The sequence below is a fragment of the Pseudomonas synxantha genome (assembly GCF_900105675.1).
Classification (GTDB): Bacteria; Pseudomonadota; Gammaproteobacteria; order Pseudomonadales; family Pseudomonadaceae; genus Aquipseudomonas; species Aquipseudomonas synxantha.
The window spans coordinates 2485851-2502462 of record NZ_LT629786.1 but is presented as its reverse complement, the minus strand read 5'-3'; the positions used below and the strand labels follow the sequence as shown (position 1 = coordinate 2502462).

Genomic DNA, 16612 nt, shown 5'->3' with positions numbered 1-16612 from the left:
GTTGGATCAGAAGCGCACGCTGCTGCTGCAGACGCTGCAACCTTGGCCGATCGCCAGGCTGTTGCTGCCTTGGTTGCCCGCACCGGATTGCAGGTTGACGCCTACGTTGCCGGAGTTGCGGTTAACCGAGTTGTCGAGGCTTGCGTTGTTGGACACGTATTGCGGCTTGCCACCATAACCATGGCTGCTGGCAGCCGCATTGAGGTAGCTGTTGTTGAGCGAGTTTTGCTCGGTGTTGGAGGCCGCTGCGATGTTCTTGCCATCGGCAGTAGTGATTGCCAGGTTGTTTTTACCTTGGTTGCCTTGCCCGGCCTGGCCGTTGTAACCCACGTTGCCGGAGTTACCAGTGATGGAACCATCAAGAGAGGCGTTGTTTTGCGTTCCTTTGTTGACGAAGTTATTGCCCGCACTGCCTTGATCCACATCGATCACCGCAAACACCGTCGCAAAGTCACCTTTAGCACTGGAGATGGCACCGGCGTTGTCAGCCAGGTTACCGGACCCCGATTGCGCGTTGACCCCGACGTTACCGCTGTTGCTGTTGACCGAGTTATCGGCCGAGGCGTTGTTTTCGGTGTTGGTGTCGTCGAATTTGTTGTGTTCGCTTTTTTGTACATCGGTGACGACAGCGGCAACAGTGCCGGTGGGTTGAGGGGTTGGATGCCAGCCACCCGCTTGAGCAGCAGCAGCCATGAGTGCGGCGAGAGCGAAAACCAGTGGTTTGAGCGCCATTTGAGGTTTCATGGTGTTTCTCCTTGCTTCTGATTAGTTGGTTAAGTGTTGGTACGGCCTAACGAACGTCTATCAAGCGGTCACTTGATAGTGATGCCCAGGGTGTTAGCCACTCGGTTCCCCACCCCGGCACTCTGGTTCACCTGAATCACACCTCGGCTGCCGGTGAAGGCCTGGTCGCTGGTAACGACCTGGCGGCTGCCAGTGGTGGGGGTGAGCCCTGAGTCAGTTGCCAGCGTCGTCGTGTTCTGTTGCAACAGGACGCTGTCATCGATGCTTTGCGGGCCAGGGTTGAGGCTGATCCGCACCGCATTGATCGATTGGTTATTGGCGCCGGCCGACTGGTTGATGCCCAGCACACCGTTGCCATTGATAAAAGAAGTGCCCTGGATCGCCGCCTTGGCGTTCAGGGCCGGGTCGACCTTGCCATTGAGCTTCTGGATGTCGACGGTGGTGGCCTGGCCACCGAGCGCAATGGCGCGGCTGTTGGACGTTTGTTGCTGGGTGCCGGCTGCCTGGTTGATCGACAGCACACCTTCGTACTGCTGGCCGCTGTTGTTGATCACCGCGGTGTTGTCGGCCATGGCCGAGGCGCTGCCCAACAGGGCGAAAATCAACAGGGCGCGATTCATCACTTGCCCCCCAGCATGTTGCCGAGGTTGTTCAAGGGCGCCATGCCGCGCTGGATCGAGTCGCTGATCTGCCCGCCCATGCTGTTGCCCGCACCATGGCCGGCGGCTGCGCCAGTGCCCAGTGTCGACATGCCGTGCTGTGTGGTGCCAAGACCAGACAAACTGGCATTGGGCTGGATGGAGCGGGCGAGGCTTGCGCCGCTGCTGATACCGCCTATATCCGCGTCGCTGAGTTCGCCGGACAGGGCGTTGATAATCTCTTTGCTGGGATTGGCATTGGCGGTAGTGGGGTAGGGGTCGGGGCCGAATGCCGGGCGGCCGACCATATGCCCCTGCACGTTACGACCCGTGACGATAACGCCGTCACCGGCAAAGCTCGGAATACTGATACCGGCGCTGAGTACACAGCTGACCAGCAGTGCGGTCATCGAACCTTGAGCAAGTGTGTTCACGGCGGCAGTCCTTATGCTTCACGCTGACCCTAAACAGCGTTGTGAGGGAAAGAGCAGAAGCCGTGCCGCTTTTGATTTTTTGTTGATTTACAGTGGGTTGTGTTTAGAGCCAGGCAAAGTGATGGCAACGCTGTTTCAACATTGAAACAGTCCCCCGGTGCTTGAGACAGGCCCATCCTCACCTCGCACTGTCTCAGCGATGTAACACCGCCCATGACAAATAGATGAATCCGCACAAAGCGGGCGATTCAGGGGCGTGAGGTGTTTCAAAACTGAGACTGCGGGCGTGAGCGAACCCACGCCCGCATGAGGGCTCAACCCTTGGGCGTTTTACCTGGGATGGAATTGAGTACGGGGTTGCCGTCCTGGTTCTGGGTCAGGTAGACCGGCAGCACCTTGGGCAGGGAGGGAACGAGGTTGCTGACTTCGTTGATATTGTAGATACCGCCGATGCGGATCTTGCCGGTACCGGCGTCTGCCAGCATGACCGGCGTTTTCAGGTAACGGTTGATCAGCGGCAGCGCATCCGCCAGGGGCAGGTTGTCGAGCACCAGCTTGCCGTGGCGCCATGCCAGCGCGCTGTCATCGGGGCTGATGGCGGTGACTTGCGGGGTGTCGTCACCCTGGCGAAAGCTGGCCTGCATGCCTGGGCTCAGCGGTACACTGGCGTGCTCCGCGTCGCTGGAAACCTGCACCGAGCCTTCCAGCAATATCACCCGTACCTGTTCGTCGTATTCCCAGACGTTGAACTGGGTGCCGGTTACCCGCACCTGGCCTTCGCCGGCCCGCACGATAAACGGGTGTTCGCGGTCGTGGGTCACCTTGAAGAACGCTTCGCCCTTTTTCAAGGTGACCCGGCGCTGGTCCTTGTAGTGGCTGTAGACCAGCTCGGTGCCCAGGTTCAACTCCACTTGGCTGCCATCGCCGAGGGTGATTTTTTCCAGGCCATTGGTTGCTTCGAAATGTTCATAAGAACTGGGCAACCAACCGGCTTCCCAGCCGGTAAAGGCCGCAAGCGGCAATGCGCCAAGGCAGACCGCTGCGGCCACTGCGTAGTTGCGTAACCGGCTGCGTGGCTTGACGGGGGCCACCGTTGGGGCAGGTGGGAGGCGGGGCAGGTGCTCGGCCACCTCCCAGATTTCCAGCATGGCCGCATATTCGAAGGCGTGCAGCGGATGGGCGTCGTGCCATTGCGTAAAAGCCTGACGTTCGCTCGCCGTGCAATCGGCGGCGTGCAGGCGCATGCACCAATGCGCGGCGGCGTCGGTGATCGCATCGTATTCGGCGTCTGAAAGGGGCTTTTCGCTCATTGACTCATCCTGGTTTGCCGCATTCTAACCCCCCGAGGCAGGCGGCGAGAACCGCCATCATGGCGATTGCACATCAATTGGAACTTATTCTTATTTGGTAATACCTAAAATATCAGGACAAGTGTCCGGCATTCCCACAATGGAGTACGAATATGTTGAAGAAAACCTTAGTCGCCCTGTGTGCAACCACCGCGCTGCTCAGCGCTGGCGCCGCCCTGGCCGATAAGCCGGGCGCCGGCTGGATCCCTATTGAGAAGGCCATTGAAGTGGCGAAGACCAAGGCTGGGTATATCGAGGTCTATTCGGCTGAAGCCGACAATGACGGTTACTGGGAAGTCAAAGGTCGCAAGTCCGACGGCACTGTCTATGAAGCCCGTATCGACGGCGCCTCCGGCAATGTCCTGCGCGACCAGAAAGACTGATTTGCCCGCTGGGGGCCTGCTCAGGCTCCCACATCCAGCATGCGTCCCAGGTGTGTAATCAAGTACGTGACTGAATCGGCGTTGGAGAGAATGACGTCGATGCGTTTGTCGATATTACTCATGAAAATCTGACGCGCCTCAACCAGGGTTTTGGCCCCGGTGGTACTCAGTACTTTGCGCTTGAGGTAATGGGTCGTGGTGAAAAAGCCGTAATCCTCCCAGGTTTCCGAAACGTCATCCCAGGTCTTGAACAGCATCCGTTCGGGCGTCAGGGTGGACAGCGCGGTGGTTTGCAAATCATCCTGGCGGGTCTTCACTGCCTGGGCGCCGGGCTTGGCCGTGTCGATCAGGTCGCGGAACGGCTCGAAGCTGTGCAGGTAGGCGATGTCTGCCGTCTTGAAACGCAGGTGCGTCAGCTCATGAATCAGGGTAGCGGCCCTGGCGTGGGCCATCATGTCGAAGGGTACGCTCAGCTTGTCCACGTAATCGGTCAGGTTCGGATCGAAGAAACGCTCGAACAAATACACTTTGCGTTCGCTGTCGTTGACCAGAACCATGGCGTATTCATTTATGGCATCCGTCAGGCTGTCCCCGCTGACGAAGCGCATCGAGTCAGGGCCGGTCAACGTGGGATCACTTAACTCATCGAGTATCCCGTCGATGATGTTGTCGATTTTCTTGACGTGATCCGGGTTCAGGTTGACAGCGCCGAACAGCTCGCACAAAAACAGGCCGACCCGGCTCTCAGGGGAGCGCAGGGCGGCAAACTGCTGGAGGTTGCGCTTGCAGTTGACGGCGTAGTACGTCGCCACATTCAAGGCTTCGTCGATAGCCTGGGCTTTCCAGCTGGACACGGCGGCAATCTCCCTTATGCCCCGTGCTTGAATGTTGATGTCGCGTCGTTCGGCCCGTAGTGTCTTGTGGCGCGTCCAGGCTTGGCCGAAGCGCGGTTTATGCACGCTCAGGTCCAACACCCATCTGCCCTCCGAGTTGCGGCCAACATAGGGGCCCTGTTGATCGTCGCTGTCCAGGCGCCACTGGTCCTTGGCTTTCTTCACCGGGTATACCTTGCCGGCCATCGGCACATAGCCATCGACGTTGGTCTTGTCCGTGTAGACATGGGTGGACGTGTCCAGCGCAAGGTCCTGCAGGGCGACGTCGTGGGTCTCGAAAGGCTGCAACCGCGTACGTGAAGCGGCGGTGATGTCCAGGGTGTCGAGGGTGGTGGCCGCCGGCAGTTTGCCCTCAGGCAGGTCGACCACCTCTGCCTCATCGGGCGGCGGGGTTTCGCTGCCGTCAAGCTCGCTGTACAGCGAGGCCATTTGCACCACGGCCAGGATGAAGTACTTCATCGCGGCTTTCCAATGGTGCAGTTGCAGTGCTTCCATCGAGCGTTTGACCAGCTTGTAGCTGCGCCACACCACCAGCGGATAGGCGAGCTTGCCTGCCATGAAGTGCACCGCCGTGGGAATACCCTTGCCGAGTAGGCCGACCACCTTGTCCCAGAGCAGCTGGGTGCCGTGTTCGAATTGGCAGGCGAGCATCTTGAGCAGGATCAGCGTGTTTTCACTGAACAGGTAGTGCAGCAGGTTGCCGGTGATTGGAGAGAAAGCCAGTTGGAGATCTGACGGACGATGACGGTTATTTTGCAGCAAGTTGCGGTAAATGGCCTGGTGCGGGTCTTCCAGGTGCTGGAGGACCCAGTCCTGCAGTTCGCCCGGTCGCTCCAATTCGTCCAGCAGCGCTTGTTCGCTGGCGTATTGCTTGAGCACATGGTGTTCACTGTAGGGCGTATATAACACCACGGGCCCGGCATCCTGGCTTTCAGCGCTGATCAGGTACATGCCCAGTACCTTGGCGGCAGTGGCACCTTCGGTCGCCACCAGTTCCACCGGCCGGATCAGCGCCGACGCGCCCTGCAGCGCCGCGCGTGCCAGGGCGTCAGGCATGTCGAATACCTGCCGGACCAAGCCCAGGGCCTGGCTCGACAGGCGTTCTTGCAGCTGTTGCTCGTGGGCCAATTGCAGCACCTGCCAAGGCAATTGCTGGCAGAACCGGCGCCGGCGTATGCGGCCTGCCTCGGTGCTGGTGTCCAGCGCGGTTTGCAACTGCTTCTGATAGACCGATTTCAAGTCCAGTTGCCGCACCATCTGGATCACCGCGTTGGCATCCAGAGTGTCCGGCAGGCGTTGGGCGGTGCGTGAGCGCGGGCGGATAATCTGGCTGTTCAGGTCCGGCCAGTGGCGCAACGCAAAGTCGGTCAGGCTGTAGTCGTGGATGTCGAGGGCCTGGTGTACGGGGATCAGTACATCATCGGGGCTGATGGTCTGCTTTGGAAAGCGTGCCTGGAGCAGCTCCAGCAGGGCGGCAAAGGTGTGCTCGCCAATGGTGGGGATGCCATGCAGGTAGTCTTCTTCCTCCGGGGCGCTGTTGTGGTATTGCTCCAACAGTTCGGCATGGTGGATCTGCTCCTTCGCCGGCGCCATTGCCAGCCAGACAGGCAGGACCTGCTGGTTGACCATGGCCTCGGCCAGCGCCTTGGCACGTGCCAGGTTGGTCGGCGCCGGGGTCTCCAGCAACGCATCCAGGCGGTCCTGCACCGCACGTGCCGGCAAGTCCATGGCCAGCAGATGATCCACCGCATCCATCACGAAGTCGCCGTAGCTGTTCAGGCGATTGTCCAGCAGGTTATCGTCAATGCGTTGCAGGGGGGCCAGGCGATACACCTGGTGAGGCACGCGCTGGGAAAACGGCAGGTTCTCCAGCAGCGAGAGGCGCTTGATCGGATGCGCCAGGCGCTGGGTGAGCGCCTCGCGCAGGGCCGTGACCGAGGGGAACACCTCATGACCACGCCGGGGCGTCCATAGGGTGACCTGGCCCGAGTTTCTGGTGTCGAGGCCGCCACGTTCGGTCAGTACAAACAGGTTGGGCAGTGCCAGCAGCGCCTGGGATGTACCCTGATGCAAGGCCACTGCAAACGCATCCGGGAGAAAGCCGTTGATTCCGTGACGGGTCAGGCGTACCAGGCTGTCGGTGCGCAATACCGCGTCAAGGATAGCGTGGCCGCGCGCCGGCAGAGTCTTGCCCAGCAGTCGCAGTTCAGCCTCGCTGCGCAGGCCGAGCAGCATCGAGTGCGCATGTTTATCCCGGGTGTTTTCCAGGAACAGGCGGGGGAGCTCACGCATCTCGTGGCCGGCAAAGTAATTCAACACCTGTTCGATGAGGCTGTTAAAGATTTTCTGGCTGATGTTATTGAGCTGTTGGGCCACCCCTTGGTCGCGTTTTTTGTAGAAGCCGGTCCTGGACGACACCGGCAGCGGGCCGCTTTCCCGGGCCAGGCGTTCGATGAAGTGTTCAGTCATGCTCAGGGACGAAAGGGGCAGGCGCTCTTCGCGTTGCTGGGCACGGGAGGCATAGGTATTGACATAAACCTCATCGGCCTTGAGATCCAGGCGTTGCTTTTGCAGCTCCGTGTCCATGGCCAGGGCAACCATGCTGCGCAATGTGGGGTGTCGGACACGTTCGATGTTCAGCCCTTGCTCGGCAGCTTGCAGGCGCTGCAGGTGCAACCTGGCCAGCTCGGCCTGCACGGTGGAGGGGCGGCCATTACCGCTGGTCACGGGGTGCACGCTCCAGCGCCCGTCGGTTTCCAGGTCGCCCAGGCGGCTGTCGAGCATGGTGCGCACGTCCAGGGCGTAATCGAGCAAGGCATCCGCGTCCACCTGGCCGGCGCTGCTGCGATAGAGGCCCAGGGCGTGGTTCATATTACTGATCTGTTTGGCGGCAATGTCTTCGATCATGCCGGTAAACACATGCCCGGTGACGGGATGCGCGGCAATATTTACCTGATCAAGACCTATAAAAGTGTTGCGCTCGTCCAAGGACAGGAAGTTGAGCAATTCGTCTTCGTGCCCGGCAGCCTTGAGCATGCTCAACAGCGTGTCTTTGAGATCATCCAGGTCTTCGAGTACCTGCAGGCCACGGGACTGGGTGTAAAGATAGGCGTGGGTTTCATGCAGCATCAGGGTACTGGCCAGTTCCACGTAGTGCTGGTAGGGCGCATAGACACGCACTTTTTCCACGCTCAGGTTGGCGGCGTAGGCGCTGCGAGCACCCTGGTCGCTGAGGAACATGGCCTGGAGCATATGACTCTCGTCGGCGCTGAGGATGCCGGCCTGGCGCTTGAGCAGTACATCAAGGCGAAATTTGTCGGCCATGACTTGCGCAAACAGTTCCAGGCGCGAGGTGCCACCGTCGATGTCCTCGTTCCAGTAGGTCTGCAGCAGGCTGTCGAGCAGTTTGGACAGCGTACCGGAGGTTTGTTCGACGAGGCGTTCCCAGTGTTCCCGGTCTTGTTGCAACTGGGTCGGGGTGAAGTCGGTGGTGACATGCTTGGGGTTGAAGAATTCGCGGGTTTGCCCCGCAGGCCAGGCGTGTTTCACGTAGAACAGCAGGAGCGCTTCACGTAGCGGCAGCGAGTCGATCCAGCGCCGGTCGGTATCCATCGGGCTTTGCATAAAGCAATTGACCCGCGTGTCCCGTTGATCCAGGCCGGGGAAGTACGGGTGGGCCATGATGCCGAGCAGTGTGTCGAGCATACCGGACAGGGTCGGGGTTTTCTGCAAGTGCGCCAGCATGGCGTGTACGTTGGCCTGCTGGCAGGCCTGCAGGGTTTGTTCCTGGTCCTCCATGACGGCACCTTCGACCAGCGTGGTCGTCAGCGTCATGGCCGTACCCGCCGGCAGGCTGTTGCGCTGGGCGATCGACAGGAAACTGAGCAAATCCACGCGCTGCACCGGGTCGGCCAGTGCCTGGCTGACCTCGGCAAGCAGTGCTGCATGGTTGTCGTACACCTGGATACCGCCGTAGGGCGTATACAACAGGGCTTTTTTACCGTCCGGGCTGGGGCTCATCAGGAACGCGCCGGCCAGTGGGATCGCGGCTTTGCCCGTTACCGTAACCAGCAGTTTTTCGACACGCATGGGGTGGCTTTGCAGACGCGTATCCCGGCGGTTGGCATCGCTGGCGTAATACACGCCATGCAGCCATTCCAGGTCCTTGACCGTAAGCCCCAGGGCGCGTTCGCGCTCGCTCAGCGTCGAACGATTGACGGGTCGCAGGAATTCGTCGAAAAAATATGGCGGGGTGACGCGGTTCATGGCCTGGCTCCAGGGTCAATTAGGAAACACAGGGTAGGCAGGCCTTTGTGCCAGGCGGGGGTAACTATTGAGCCACGCGGGGAAGTTGACAGCGGGCGCTGTGCGTGGTGTCTAATCGACGGTCTGGATGTCCATTCGTTGCCCCTTCCAATCATAAAAACGGAGCTTCAAATGTCTGCACAGTCTCCGACAGTCGCCCCGGCTTCGACCTCGATCCCGTTCACCGAACTGGTGACCTTGCTGCAACAGGTATTTGTCCGGCATGGCACGTCGCCCGAGGTGGCTTTGGTGCTCGCGCACAATTGTGCCAGCGCTGAACGCGATGGTGCCCATAGCCATGGGGTGTTCCGTATTCCCGGGTATGTCTCGACGCTCGGCAGTGGCTGGGTCAGCGGCAAGGCGGTGCCGGTGGTCGAGGATGTCGCCTCCGGGTTTGTACGCGTGGACGCCGATAACGGCTTCGCCCAACCGGCCCTGGCGGCAGCGCGCAGCCTGCTGGTGGAGAAGGCCCGCAGCGCCGGAATCGCCTTGCTGGCGATTCGCAACTCCCACCACTTCGCCGCGCTGTGGCCGGATGTGGAGCCATTCGCCGAGGAAGGCCTGGTAGCTCTGAGCGTGGTCAACAGCATGACCTGCGTAGTGCCCCACGGCGCGGATCGGCCGCTGTTCGGTACCAACCCGATTGCGTTTGCTGCGCCCCGCGCCGATGGCCCGCCGATTGTGTTCGACCTGGCCACCAGCGCCATCGCCCATGGCGATGTGCAGATTGCCGCACGCAAGGGCGAGCGCTTGCCCCTGGGCACTGGGGTCGACAGCCTGGGCCAGCCGACCCAGGACCCCAAGGCCATCCTTGAGGGCGGCGCGTTGTTGCCGTTTGGCGGGCACAAGGGCTCAGCGCTGTCGATGATGGTCGAACTCTTGGCGGCGGCCCTGACTGGCGGCAATTTTTCCTTTGAGTTTGATTGGTCCAACCACCCTGGCGCCCGCACACCCTGGACCGGCCAGTTGCTGATTGTCATCGATCCGGCAAAAACGGCAGGGCAGGGCTTCGCCGAGCGCAGCCAGGAACTGGTGCGGCAGATGCACGCGGCGGGGCTGCGGCGGCTGCCGGGAGATCGGCGGCATCGTACGCGAGAGAAGTCGTTGCAGGAGGGGATCGTGTTGGAGGTGGAGGTACTGCAGCAGTTGCGCGAGCTGGCGGGTTGAAATAATGGCGTGGCAGCGGCAGGCCGCTGCCACGCAATGGGTCAGTTGCGGCGACCCAGCAACAGGCCGACCACCAGGCCGAAACCGGCGGAGATCGCCACGGTCTGCCAAGGGTGACCACCGATATAGGTCTCGGTGGCATCGACCACAGGTTTGCTGCGTTCACGCACGCTGGACAGCGAGTCCAGGGCTTGCTTGAGCTTGATGGCGACCTGCTCACGCAGGGTTTCACCTTCTTCGCCCACCAGGGATGCGCTGCTTTTGAGCAACTTGTCCGACTCCTCGATCAGCGCGGTCAATTCGCTGAAGGCTTGGTCCTTGATTTGTTCTTCGGCAGCTTGGGCGGCGGTTTTGCGGGCCATTGGGGTGACTCCTTGCAGGTGAATGTGACAGTGAACAATGGAGTGTCGGGCAGCGGCAAAAGTTGCAGTTATTTTCCCGGGCGTTCATCTGGGGCAAAATCCGGATCGGGAACTTTATACCTACAGTGTAAGATGTCACTTATTTGTGCAGCAGGTAATTCAATATGAGCTTCAATCTCGCCAACAAGACTCTCGCCGAACGCGCCGAGCTGGAAGATGAAAAGTCCCGCCTCTACGACCTGTGGCAAACCAATCTGGGCAAGGCCAAGGGCGAAGCCGCGCGGTTGTTCGGCGAACGTGCCAAGCGCAAGGGCAAGTGGGCCGAATGGGTGCGTGCCGAACTGGACGGCATGTCGCCGCCGGAGTTTTCCAACATGGTGCGCAGCGAGGTCAACAAGCTGATGGCGGCGGCGAAGTAAAGCACGCCACAACCGCCTCGCGCACCTTGAGCAACAGCGGATCAAGCTGGGTTTGGGTGCGCCAGCCCAACTCCACCGGGTAGCGAGGCAGCGCTAACGGGCAGGGCAACACCTGCAGGCCGGTCATCTGCGCGATGGCCTGGGCCGCATGCCCGGGGATCGTCGCCACTGCCGCGCTGCCTTTGAGCAGGTACGGCAGCGCGGCGAAGTGGCTGGTGGACGCGCACACCTGGCGTCTCAAGCCCTGCGCCGCCAAGCCTTCGTCAGTAATGCCGATAAACCCGCCCGACGACACCAGCACATGCTCCCGTGCGACGAACTCCTCAAGGTCAATACTTTGCTGGCCGGGCGCCAGGCTGGATGGGTCCACCAGGCAGCGATAATCACCTTCCCCCAGTACCTGCCGACTCAGCCTGCGCTCGGCAAAACCGCCAGCGGTGACAGCCAGGTCCAGGTTGCGGTCAAGCAGGGCGCCAGCGACGATCTGGCTGTGGGTCTGGCGAAAGATTACCCGCAGTTTTGGCAGGCGCTGAGCGATGGCGTCCATCAGTCGACGGCCGTAGGCAATCTCGAAGTCGTCGGACAGCCCCAGGACCACCGAGCGCCCCTCGTAGTGCAGGTTATCCGGGTTGATCATCGCCAGGCTCTGCCGGCAGCGATCCAGTGCCTCGCTGATCACTGGTTTCAACTGATTGGCGCGCAATGTCGGCGCCAGGCCGCGGCCAGTGCGGATGAACAATGGGTCGCCATACACCTCGCGCAAACGCCGCAAGCCGGCACTGATCGCCGACTGCGTCACCCCCAGGCGCAACGCTGCGCGGCTGGCGCTGGATTCATCGTGCAGGGCTTCGAAGGTTTTCAGCAGATTGAGGTCGACCTGGGCGATATTCATTTGGCTCATATCATTTAGCACTGGAGTGGGCTTTATTCATGATCGAGCTTGGCCGGAGAATGGGCAACCCCCACTATCGGAGTGATCCTGATGCCTGTTTCTATCGTCGCTGCCTTGCAAATCGGTGCCTTGCCCAGTGGCAAGGCTGAAACCCTCGCGCAGATCCTGACTTTTGAAGATGAGATTTTGCGCAGTGGCGCGCAATTGGTGGTCATGCCCGAGGCGTTGCTGGGCGGCTACCCCAAGGGCGAAAGCTTCGGTACGCAGTTGGGCTATCGCCTGCCCCAAGGGCGTGAAGCGTTTGCGCGGTATTTTGCCAATGCCATCGACGTGCCGGGCATGGAGACCGAGGCGCTGGCGGGGTTGTCGGCGCGTACCGGTGCCAGCCTGGTGCTCGGGGTGATCGAGCGCAGTGGCAGCACGCTGTATTGCACTGTGCTGTACTTCGAACCCTCAAGCGGTCTGGTCGCCAAGCACCGCAAGTTGATGCCGACCGGTACCGAACGGCTGATCTGGGGCAAAGGCGATGGCTCGACGCTGCCGGTGATCGACGCGGCAGTTGGACGTATCGGCGGCGCGGTGTGCTGGGAAAACATGATGCCGCTGCTGCGTACCGCGATGTACGCCAAAGGGGTGGAGGTGTGGTGTGCGCCCACGGTGGACGAGCGCGAGATGTGGCAGGTGAGCATGCGCCATGTCGCCCATGAAGGGCGCTGTTTTGTCGTGAGTGCCTGCCAGGTGCAGGCATCGCCAGAGGCGTTGGGTGTCGAGGTTGCCAACTGGCCCGCAGATCGGCCGTTGATTGCCGGCGGCAGCGTGATTGTCGGGCCCATGGGCGACATTCTGGCCGGGCCGTTGCTGGGACAGGCGGGATTGTTGACGGCGCGGATCGATACGGATGATCTGGTGCGGGCACGCTATGACTATGACGTGGTGGGGCACTACGCCCGGCCGGATATTTTTGAACTGGCCGTGGACGAGCGCGCCAAGCCCGGCGTTCGCTTCATCACTGACTGAACCGGGTCAAACCAAAGCTTTTGTAGGAGCGAGCTTGCTCGCGAAAAACCCATAGGCGCCGCGTTTGTTCAGGAAACACGCGTTATCGTTGACGTTTTTCGCGAGCAAGCTCGCTCCTACAGTTGATCTTCAGCATTTCGCGGATTTGGATCAGATCTTTCTCGCATCACCAGGTGGCGGTGTTGGGCAAGTCCAGGGTGCCGCGCTCTACGAAACGCATGGTGCCGAACAATCCACCCGCCAGTTTGCCACGCAGCACGTAGGGCAGGTTATTCAGGCTTTGGGTCTGGCTCAGGCCCAGGGTCTGACGCAACACCGAAAACGCCGAAACGCTGACCGGCACCATCAGCACCGTCTCGGAGAAACGTGGGATGCTGCCGGCCTGGTCACTCACGCCTGAGGCCAACGGCCGGCCATTGACTTCCAGGTCCAGGGCCACGCCGTTGTAGTCGATCGCGGTTTCATTGGGGTTCTGCACCCGCAGCTTCACCGCGAAGCGCACTTCCAGGTCCTGGCTTTGCAGCGGCTCGATGCCCACTACGTTGATGTTGACCGGGTCACGGTTGGGGAACAGCGCGCAGGCGCTCAAGGTCAGCAGCAACAGCGATAGAACCATGAGCTTGCGCATATGAAAGGTGCTCCTATTGTTTCGTGACGTCGGGGTCTTGCATGACCTTGAGGGTAGAAGACTCCGGATCGAATTCATCTTCTTCCAGCTCTATGAACTCTTCGGGCAGGAAAATGTTCAGCAGGATTGCACAGAACGCGCCCACGGTGATCGGCGACTCGAAGATGTTGTGCAGCGCCTTGGGCAGGTCGCGCAGTACTTCCGGTACGGCGGCAACGCCCAGGCCCATGCCCAGGGAGATTGCCACGATCAGTACATTGCGCCGGTGCAGGCCGGCTTCGGCGAGGATCTTGATCCCGGCCACGGCCACAGTGCCGAACATGATCAGGGTGGCGCCGCCCAGTACCGGCTTGGGCATCAGTTGCAGCACCGCGCCGATCATCGGGAACAGCCCCAGCAGCACCAGCAGGCCGGCAATAAAATAGGCGACGTAGCGGCTGGCCACACCGGTCAATTGGATCACGCCATTGTTCTGGGCGAAGGTCACCATCGGCAGGCTGTTGAAAGTTGCAGCCATCGCCGAGTTGAGGCCGTCGGCCAGCAGGCCGGACTTGATGCGCTTGATATACAGCGGGCCCTTGACCGGCTGTTGGGAAATCATCGAGTTGGCAGTCAGGTCACCGGCGGCTTCCAGGGGCGAAATCAGGAAGATCACCGCCACTGGGATAAACGCCACCCAGTCGAACGAGAAACCGTACTTGAACGGCACCGGCACGCTGATCAGCGGCACCTGGGGCAGGGCGGCCATGTCGACCCGGCCCAGCCACCACGCGACAAAGAAACCCAGGCTCAGGCCGATCACGATCGAACCCAGGCGCAGGAACGGGTTGCTGAACCGGTTGAGAACCACGATGGTCAGCAGCACCAGCGCCGCCAGGCCCATATTGCCCGCGGCGCCCAGGTCGCCGGCGCCATAGCCACCGGCCATGTCGGTGACTGCCACCTTGATCAGCGACAGACCCATCAGGGTAATGATGGTGCCGGTGACCACCGGGGTGATCAGCTTGCGCAGCTTGCCGATGAATTGGCTCAGCACTACCTCGATAAACGCGGCGAAAAAGCAGATGCCAAAGATCGTCGACAGGATTTCATCGGTGCCGCCGCCCCGGGCCTTAACCATGAAGCCGGCGCTGAGAATCACGCTGATGAACGAAAAACTGGTGCCTTGCAGGCACAACAGGCCCGAGCCCACCGGCCCGAATGTACGCGCCTGCACGAAGGTGCCGAGCCCTGAGACAAACAACGCCATGCTCACCAGATATGGCACCTCGCTTTCCAGGCCGAGTACGCCGCCGACGATCAGGGTCGGGGTGATGATGCCGACGAAACTGGCCAAGACGTGCTGCAGGGCGGCAAATATCGCGGCGGTGAAGTGCGGGCGGTCTTCCAGGCCATAGATCAGGTCGGATTTATAGCGCGGGCGGGGGGCTTGAGCGTCAGACAAAATGATGGCTCGGGTCGGAAAATGGAGGCGAAGAATGCCAGAAACCGCCAGCCGTCAGAAGTGTAAAAAAATATTAATAAAGCCCCTGCGCAAAACCCCGGCCCCGGCCGATAGTAAATATAGGCCCACATTAAAACGACAACAGTGGTGACCAAGGTCTGGCCAGCGCGTTGACGCTGACGGATCGTTTCGCGGCAGGGATGCTCGCAAACACTACTTCTGAGAACAGCCCTATGTCCCTTCGTCATCTGAATATCGCCCCTCGAGCGTTTCTCGGTTTCGCCTTCATTGCAGTGTTAGTGGTCATCCTGGGGGTGTTTGCGGTCAACCGCATGACGCAGATCCGGCAGTCTTCCGTGGACATGAGCGCGACCCAGCTGCCCAGCGTGACGTCCCTGGGCAACATCACTGAAAACGTACTGCGCATGCGCATCCTGTCGTTTAGGGTGTTGGTCAACCGCGAACCGGCTGCCCTGCAGGAAGCCGAAACTCGCATCGGCGTGCTGACCGACAAGGTCAAGGCTGCCCAGGCCCATTACGTCCAGTTGCCGATGGGCGAGCAAGAGGCAGTGTTGTACAAGACCTTCAGCGTGACGCTGGATAACTACCTGAAGGCTCAGGCCGACATGCTGATGCTGTCCAAGCAAGGCAAGGTCGATGAAATGCGCACGCTGATCAACAGCCGCATCAAGGACGGCACCGACCAGATGGGCGAGCAGTTGAACAAGCTGATCGCCCTCAATGCCGCCGATGCGAAAACCGCTGACGCGGCGGCCGGGCAAAGTTACGAGGGCGCAATCACCGGCGTGGTGGCGGTGTCGGTGGTGGCCGCATTGCTCACCGTGCTGTTGGCCTGGCTGCTGACCCGCAGCATCGTTACGCCGTTGCGCAAGGCCGTGGAAGTCGCCGAAACCATTGCCGCCGGCAACCTCAGCAAAACCTTCGCGGACGATGGCAAGGATGAACCTGCGCGCTTGCTCAGTGCCCTGTCGAGCATGCAGGCCAACCTGCGCCAGACCATCCAGCATATCGCCGGCTCAGCCACGCAGCTGGCGTCAGCAGCGGAAGAGTTGAGCGCCGTCACCGAGGAAGCCTCCCGCGGCCTGCAACAACAGAACAATGAGATCGACCAGGCCGCCACGGCGGTCAACGAGATGACCGCAGCGGTAGAAGAAGTGGCGCGTAATGCTGTCTCCACTTCCGAGGCCTCCGGGCAGTCCAACCAGGCGGCACGCGAAGGCCGCGACCGGGTGATGGACACCGTCGGCGCGATCCAGACCATGACCCAGGATGTGCAAAACACCGCCGTGATGATCGAAGGCCTGGCGACTCAAGGCCGGGATATCGGCAAGGTCCTCGACGTGATCCGGGCGATTGCCGAGCAGACCAATTTGCTGGCGCTCAACGCCGCGATTGAAGCGGCCCGTGCCGGGGAAGCCGGGCGTGGCTTTGCGGTGGTTGCCGATGAAGTGCGGGCACTGGCCCATCGCACCGCGCAATCGACCCAGGAAATCGAGAAGATGGTCGCCGGCATCCAGAACGGCACCGGTGAAGCTGTGCAGTCCATGCAGCAAAGCAACCAACGTACCCAGGCCACCCTGGAAATGGCCCGTGCTGCCGGCGTGGCCCTGGAGCAGATCACCCAGTCCATCAGCCTGATCAACGAACGTAACCTGGTGATTGCCAGCGCTTCGGAAGAACAGGCCCAGGTCTCCCGCGAGGTGGACCGCAACCTCGTCAACATCCGCGACCTGGCCACCCAGTCGGCGGCGGGCGCCAACCAGACCAGCGCAGCCAGCCATGAGCTGTCGAGGTTGGCGGTGGATTTGAATGGGATGGTGGCGCGGTTTGTAATCTGACCTGATTTGAAACGCGGTCGAATGTGGGAGTGGGCTCCCTCCCACAGGGGGCATGGCGTGTCAGTGGGTTTGGGCAAA

General features: G+C 60.9%; 14 protein-coding genes. 5 read left to right on the top strand and 9 right to left on the bottom strand.

Annotated elements, in window-relative coordinates; all coding sequences use genetic code 11:
* Window positions 1–6: 6 nt before the first annotated feature.
* From BLU48_RS11845 to BLU48_RS11830, 4 genes are all read right to left on the bottom strand, one after another.
* Window positions 7–744 carry a hypothetical protein gene (locus tag BLU48_RS11845; RefSeq protein ID WP_057022495.1) on the bottom strand — a complete coding sequence of 246 codons (738 nt, stop codon included), beginning with the start codon at window positions 742–744 and terminating at the stop codon, window positions 7–9.
* Between the two features lie 68 nt (window positions 745–812).
* A complete protein-coding gene (locus tag BLU48_RS11840; protein WP_057022494.1) occupies window positions 813–1364 on the bottom strand; it encodes a hypothetical protein in 552 nt (183 codons plus the stop codon).
* Entirely contained in the window at window positions 1364–1792 is a 429-nt protein-coding gene (locus BLU48_RS11835) for a hypothetical protein (protein ID WP_232923755.1), read from the bottom strand. The genes BLU48_RS11840 and BLU48_RS11835 overlap by 1 nt, the downstream gene beginning before the upstream one ends.
* 338 nt (window positions 1793–2130) lie before the next feature.
* Window positions 2131–3126: a FecR family protein gene (locus tag BLU48_RS11830; protein WP_057022492.1), complete on the bottom strand. Its 996-nt coding sequence runs from the start codon at window positions 3124–3126 to the stop codon at window positions 2131–2133.
* A gap of 152 nt (window positions 3127–3278) precedes the next feature.
* Between BLU48_RS11830 and BLU48_RS11825 the strand changes: the two genes are divergently transcribed.
* The gene (locus BLU48_RS11825; protein WP_057011113.1) at window positions 3279–3548 is read left to right on the top strand and encodes a PepSY domain-containing protein; all 270 of its coding nucleotides are present in this window, start codon (window positions 3279–3281) and stop codon (window positions 3546–3548) included.
* Window positions 3549–3568: 20 nt separating this feature from the next.
* Here the strand turns inward: BLU48_RS11825 and BLU48_RS11820 are convergent, their stop codons facing one another.
* Window positions 3569–8707, bottom strand: a complete 5139-nt coding sequence (locus BLU48_RS11820) for a dermonecrotic toxin domain-containing protein (protein ID WP_057022491.1) — start codon at window positions 8705–8707, stop codon at window positions 3569–3571.
* Between the two features lie 171 nt (window positions 8708–8878).
* Here BLU48_RS11820 and BLU48_RS11815 point away from each other — a divergent pair, with 171 nt between their 5' ends.
* Entirely contained in the window at window positions 8879–9913 is a 1035-nt protein-coding gene (locus BLU48_RS11815; RefSeq protein ID WP_057022490.1) for an Ldh family oxidoreductase, read from the top strand.
* A gap of 41 nt (window positions 9914–9954) precedes the next feature.
* Here BLU48_RS11815 and BLU48_RS11810 read toward each other — a convergent pair whose 3' ends face one another.
* On the bottom strand, window positions 9955–10275 hold the full coding sequence (locus BLU48_RS11810; protein ID WP_057022489.1) for an ElaB/YgaM/YqjD family protein: 321 nt from the start codon (window positions 10273–10275) through the stop codon (window positions 9955–9957).
* A 164-nt stretch (window positions 10276–10439) separates the two neighbouring features.
* Between BLU48_RS11810 and BLU48_RS11805 the strand changes: the two genes are divergently transcribed.
* On the top strand, window positions 10440–10694 hold the full coding sequence (locus BLU48_RS11805) for a hypothetical protein (protein ID WP_003190904.1): 255 nt from the start codon (window positions 10440–10442) through the stop codon (window positions 10692–10694).
* Here BLU48_RS11805 and BLU48_RS11800 read toward each other — a convergent pair.
* The gene (locus BLU48_RS11800; protein ID WP_057022488.1) at window positions 10666–11586 is read right to left on the bottom strand and encodes a LysR family transcriptional regulator; all 921 of its coding nucleotides are present in this window, start codon (window positions 11584–11586) and stop codon (window positions 10666–10668) included. The two genes, BLU48_RS11805 and BLU48_RS11800, sit on opposite strands and share 29 nt — an antisense overlap.
* A gap of 90 nt (window positions 11587–11676) precedes the next feature.
* On the opposite strand from BLU48_RS11800, the gene BLU48_RS11795 reads away from it, so the two are divergent.
* The gene (locus BLU48_RS11795) at window positions 11677–12603 is read left to right on the top strand and encodes a carbon-nitrogen hydrolase family protein (RefSeq protein ID WP_057022487.1); all 927 of its coding nucleotides are present in this window, start codon (window positions 11677–11679) and stop codon (window positions 12601–12603) included.
* A gap of 166 nt (window positions 12604–12769) precedes the next feature.
* Here the strand turns inward: BLU48_RS11795 and BLU48_RS11790 are convergent, their stop codons facing one another.
* Entirely contained in the window at window positions 12770–13231 is a 462-nt protein-coding gene (locus tag BLU48_RS11790; protein ID WP_043050713.1) for an LEA/WHy family protein, read from the bottom strand.
* A 13-nt stretch (window positions 13232–13244) separates the two neighbouring features.
* Window positions 13245–14675 (bottom strand): nucleobase:cation symporter-2 family protein, encoded by a 1431-nt coding sequence (locus BLU48_RS11785; RefSeq protein WP_043050714.1) that lies wholly within the window; start codon window positions 14673–14675, stop codon window positions 13245–13247.
* A 233-nt stretch (window positions 14676–14908) separates the two neighbouring features.
* Between BLU48_RS11785 and BLU48_RS11780 the strand changes: the two genes are divergently transcribed.
* The gene (locus BLU48_RS11780) at window positions 14909–16534 is read left to right on the top strand and encodes a methyl-accepting chemotaxis protein (protein ID WP_057022486.1); all 1626 of its coding nucleotides are present in this window, start codon (window positions 14909–14911) and stop codon (window positions 16532–16534) included.
* Window positions 16535–16612: the final 78 nt, after the last annotated feature.